This is a genomic window from Zhongshania sp. (genome assembly GCF_041584495.1).
Lineage (GTDB): Bacteria > Pseudomonadota > Gammaproteobacteria > Pseudomonadales > Spongiibacteraceae > Spongiibacter.
This window is the reverse complement of record NZ_JBFHDY010000186.1, coordinates 1-4,124: the sequence shown is the minus strand read 5'-3', so window position 1 is coordinate 4,124 and position 4,124 is coordinate 1. Positions and strand designations below refer to the sequence as shown.

The window sequence follows — 4,124 nt, the reverse complement described above, 5'->3', positions numbered from 1 at the left end:
GCGCAATTTACTGATAGAAAGTATTTTTGTCAACGGTTGAGTTACACTACACCTATATTTTTAAATTTTCATTGTATAAAGGAAGTCTGACTGAATGGCTAAACGCCGAAATATCCCCGATCCCCACGCTGAACGTGAGGCCTCGAACTACGAAAACCCGGTTCCCAGCCGTGAATATATCCTCGAACAGTTGAAAGAAAGCGAAAAGGGCATTAGCCAGGCGCAGCTGCGCCGCCAGCTTGAGATTGAAGGTGAGGAGCAGGAAGAAGGTCTGCGCCGCCGAATTAAGGCGATGTTGCGCGATGGCCAAATCATAGAAGGTCGTCGCGGCCAGTTGCGCGCAATTAGTGGCGGCGACAGCATGGTTGGCAAGGTGATCGGCCATCGTGACGGCTTCGGTTTTGTAAGTATTGATGGTGAGTCTGAAGACGTCTATCTGGCTAATCGCCAGATGCAGCAGGTTTTTGATGGTGACACTGTCAAGGTTGAAATGACTGGTGTCGATCAGCGCGGCCGCCGTGAAGGCGTGATTGTTGAAGTGCTTGAGCATAATACCCAGCAGCTTGTGGGTAAGTTAATGATGCACCGTGGCCTGCCTCAGGTCGTTCCCGAGAATACGCGCATCCAGAATTGGTTGGCGCTTGAGGACAACGACGTCGCGACCGCCAAAGAAGGCGATTATGTGATGGTTGAGTTGACTCAGCAACCCGGTCAGCGTCAGCAGGCGCGGGGTCGTATTACTGAGGTGCTGGGTGATCGCCGTACGGTTGGTGTGGCCACCGAGTTGGCGATCCGCAGTCATGATATTCCCTTTGAGTGGCCGGAGGCCGTTGAAGAAGAAGCGCGGCGCTTTGGTTCTGAACCCGCCGAGGCGGACAAGGCGCATCGAGTCGATTTGCGCCAATTGCCGCTGGTCACTATCGACGGCGAAGATGCGCGGGATTTTGATGACGCGGTGTACTGCGAGCCCAAGAAAACTGGCGGCTATCGTCTGTGGGTGGCTATTGCCGATGTTTCTCATTATGTGCAAGTGGGCTCAGCCCTTGATCAAGAGGCGCATAAACGCGCCACCTCGGTGTATTTCCCCGACCGCGTGGTGCCGATGTTGCCTGAGGCCCTGTCCAATGGCCTTTGCTCGCTAAAGCCCGATGTAGACCGTTTGACGATGGTTTGTGAAATGACCATTAGCGCCAACGGCAAGCTGAGTGGCTATGTGTTTTATGAGGGTTTAATTCGCTCCCATGCCCGTTTAACCTATAACGAGGTGGGTGCGCTGTTGGAGCTTGAGGGGGTTGACCCTAAACACAACACGGGGCGCAATGCGCATTTATTGCCCCAGCTGCGTTATTTGCACGACCTTTACAAAGTGCTGCGCAAGGCGCGGTCTGAGCGCGGTGCCATCGACTTTGAAACCGTGGAAACACGGATTGTGTTCGACGATGAGAAGCGCATTGAGGCGATTGTGCCGATTCGTCGTCACGATGCTCACAAACTGATTGAAGAATGTATGTTGTGTGCGAATGTCGCGACCGCAAGGGCGCTAGATCGCTCTGGACTGGCAGCCTTGTATCGTGTGCACAGCGGTCCGTCAGAACAGAAGTTAACGAACTTGCGGGAATTCCTCGGCGAGATCGGTTTGAGTTTGCAGGGTGGCGAAGAGCCTAGCCCTAAAGATTATCAAATGTTGTTGTCGAATCTGGGCGAGCGTCCAGATGCCGCGGTAATTCAAACCATGATGTTGCGTTCTTTAAGTCAGGCGGTTTACCACCCAGAGAACGAAGGTCATTTTGGTCTGCACTACGCCGGCTATACCCACTTTACCTCGCCGATTCGACGCTATCCAGATTTGCTAGTGCATCGCGCATTGCGCTATTTGGTGCGCAGTGGTGGTGGTGAGGCGCCAGCGTGCTTCCATAAAGTAGGCGATGCACCAAGCATTGATCGTAAAAAAATCTATCCCTATGATTTAGAAGCACTTATTGCCCAGGGCGGGAATTCGTCGGTAGCGGAACGTCGAGCCGATGAGGCCAGTCGCGATGTAATGGCTTTTTTGAAATGCGAGTTCTTACAAGGCCATGTCGGCAGTGAGCACGAGGGTATTATTACTGCGGTGACGGGTTTTGGCATGTTTGTCGAGTTGCAGGATCTCTATATAGAAGGCTTGGTGCACATCACCGCTTTGCCCCAAGATTTCTATCAGTTTGACCAAGCTCACCAGCGTTTGATTGGCGAGCGGACGCGTCGCGTTTTCCAGTTGGGTGACCCCTTGAAAGTGCAAGTGCTGGCCGTTAATCTCGATCAGCGCAAAATCGATCTTGGTGTGGTAGGGGGCGATGACGTCGGTAAAAAAGCCGTTTTTGACACCGCTAAGCCCGCTAGTGATAGACCTAAACGTCAGCGTCGCAAGCCAGGCCAAAGTCGTGCTCGGAATGCTGAATCTAAACCGGCTACTGCCGCACCTCGTCGTCGCAAGCCCGACGCTAGCGCACCTGCAGCAAAGTCTGCGCCGCGTAAAAAGCGCCAAGTCGTTGCGCCTGTTGTCGCTGATGTGCCGGTTGCCGTGCCGAAAAAGACCTCGGTTCGCGAGGCGCTGGCGAAGGGGTTAAAAGGCTTGATGCCAACTAAGGCCAAGGCCTCGGCTAAGCCCAAGGCGGCATTTAAGTCTGTGGGTGCGAAAGCGGCAGAAGCAAAAGCTGCTGCAGAGGCTAAGCCTAAAGCACAGCCTCGTCGCAGTCGATCGGGTGCTAAGTCTGCCGCGCCAAGTGATACCCCCAAAAAAACGGGTGGCAAACCTAAGTCGGGCGCACCACGAACGCGTCGTAGTCGATAGAGATTTTATTCAGTGGCAGAAAAGATTTTTGGCATACATGCCGTGCAGAGCGTGCTGGCCCGCAGTCCTGAGCGAGTTCAAGAGTTGTATGTGCAGGCGGGGCGGCTTGATAAGCGTGTGCAAGAAGTGTTGGATCTCGCTAAGGCGGCAAAGGTTCATGTTATTCAGCGAGCGCGTCCTGAATTAGACGCGATGGTTGAAGGGCGTCACCAGGGGCTTATCGCGCTGGTCGAGGCGGCTGCTCAGTTTCAGGAAAAAGATCTTCTGGATTTGGTGGTGGCGGCGGGAAGCTCGGCATTGGTGTTGGTGCTCGATGGTGTTACCGATCCGCATAATCTGGGTGCGTGTTTGCGCAGCGCCGATGCCGCTGGCGTGACGGTTGTCGTCGCGCCTCGCGATAATTCGGTGGGGCTTAGTGCCACAGTGCTGAAGGTTGCCTGTGGTGCCGCCGAGGTTGTGCCCTTTGTGCAGGTTACCAATCTCGCCCGCAGTCTGCAGCAAATGCAGCAAGCCGGGGTGTGGGTGGTGGGGATGGCTGGCGAAGCGGAGTTGTCGCTCTACGAGCAAGATTTGACTGGGCCGCGTGCCTTGGTCCTCGGCGCCGAGGGCAGTGGTATGCGACGCCTTACTCGTGAGAATTGTGATTACTTAGCGAAACTGCCTATGGCGGGCTCGGTAAGTAGTTTGAATGTGTCGGTGGCGACGGGTGTTTGTCTTTTTGAAGCGGTGCGTCAGCGCATAAAAGCTTGAATTGGCTGATATCTGTACGAATCACTTGCATATCATCCCCGATATACCTAAAATCCGCGCTCTTGATTTATTGGTAGTTCCGACTATTTTGGTCGGAGCTGTCCTCCTTGTCACACCGTAAAGGGTGGCTTAACCCGTAAGGAGCTGTAAAATGCGTCACTACGAGATAGTGTTCTTGGTCCATCCAGACCAGAGCGAGCAAGTACCAGGTATGGTTGAGCGTTATACGCAAGCCATCGAAAAAGACGGCGGTAAAGTTCACCGCCTAGAAGATTGGGGCCGTCGTCAACTGGCTTACCCTATCAACAAAATCCACAAGGCACACTACGTGCTGATCAATGCTGAAGCGTCTGCTGAAGCTGTGGAAGAGTTGACTACTAACTTCCGTTATAACGATGCCATTCTGCGTAATCTTATTATTCGCTGCGATGAAGCTGTGACTGAAGAGTCGCCGATCATGAAGGCAGAGAACGAGAGCCGCGAGCGTCGTAGCCGCAGCGAACAGCGTGTTGAGCGCAGCCGTGACGACTCTGAGTCGACGACT

At 53.9% G+C, this 4,124-nt stretch carries 3 protein-coding genes; all 3 read left to right on the top strand.

What is annotated here, in order from left to right:
- The first annotated feature begins 94 nt into the window (after positions 1–94).
- Positions 95–2,830, top strand: a complete 2,736-nt coding sequence (gene rnr / locus ABYP33_RS17595) for a ribonuclease R (RefSeq protein ID WP_373092497.1) — start codon at positions 95–97, stop codon at positions 2,828–2,830.
- Between the two features lie 12 nt (positions 2,831–2,842).
- A complete protein-coding gene (rlmB, locus tag ABYP33_RS17590; protein WP_373092495.1) occupies positions 2,843–3,580 on the top strand; it encodes a 23S rRNA (guanosine(2251)-2'-O)-methyltransferase RlmB in 738 nt (245 codons plus the stop codon).
- A 151-nt stretch (positions 3,581–3,731) separates the two neighbouring features.
- Positions 3,732–4,124, top strand: a 393-nt coding sequence (rpsF, locus tag ABYP33_RS17585) for a 30S ribosomal protein S6 (RefSeq protein WP_373092494.1), incomplete at its 3' end; no start/stop codon positions are given.

Bases quoted from the DNA above. Each gene is read 5' to 3' on its own strand.
- rnr (WP_373092497.1), top strand. From the start codon at position 95: ATGGCTAAACGCCGAAATATCCCCGATCCCCACGCTGAACGTGAGGCC.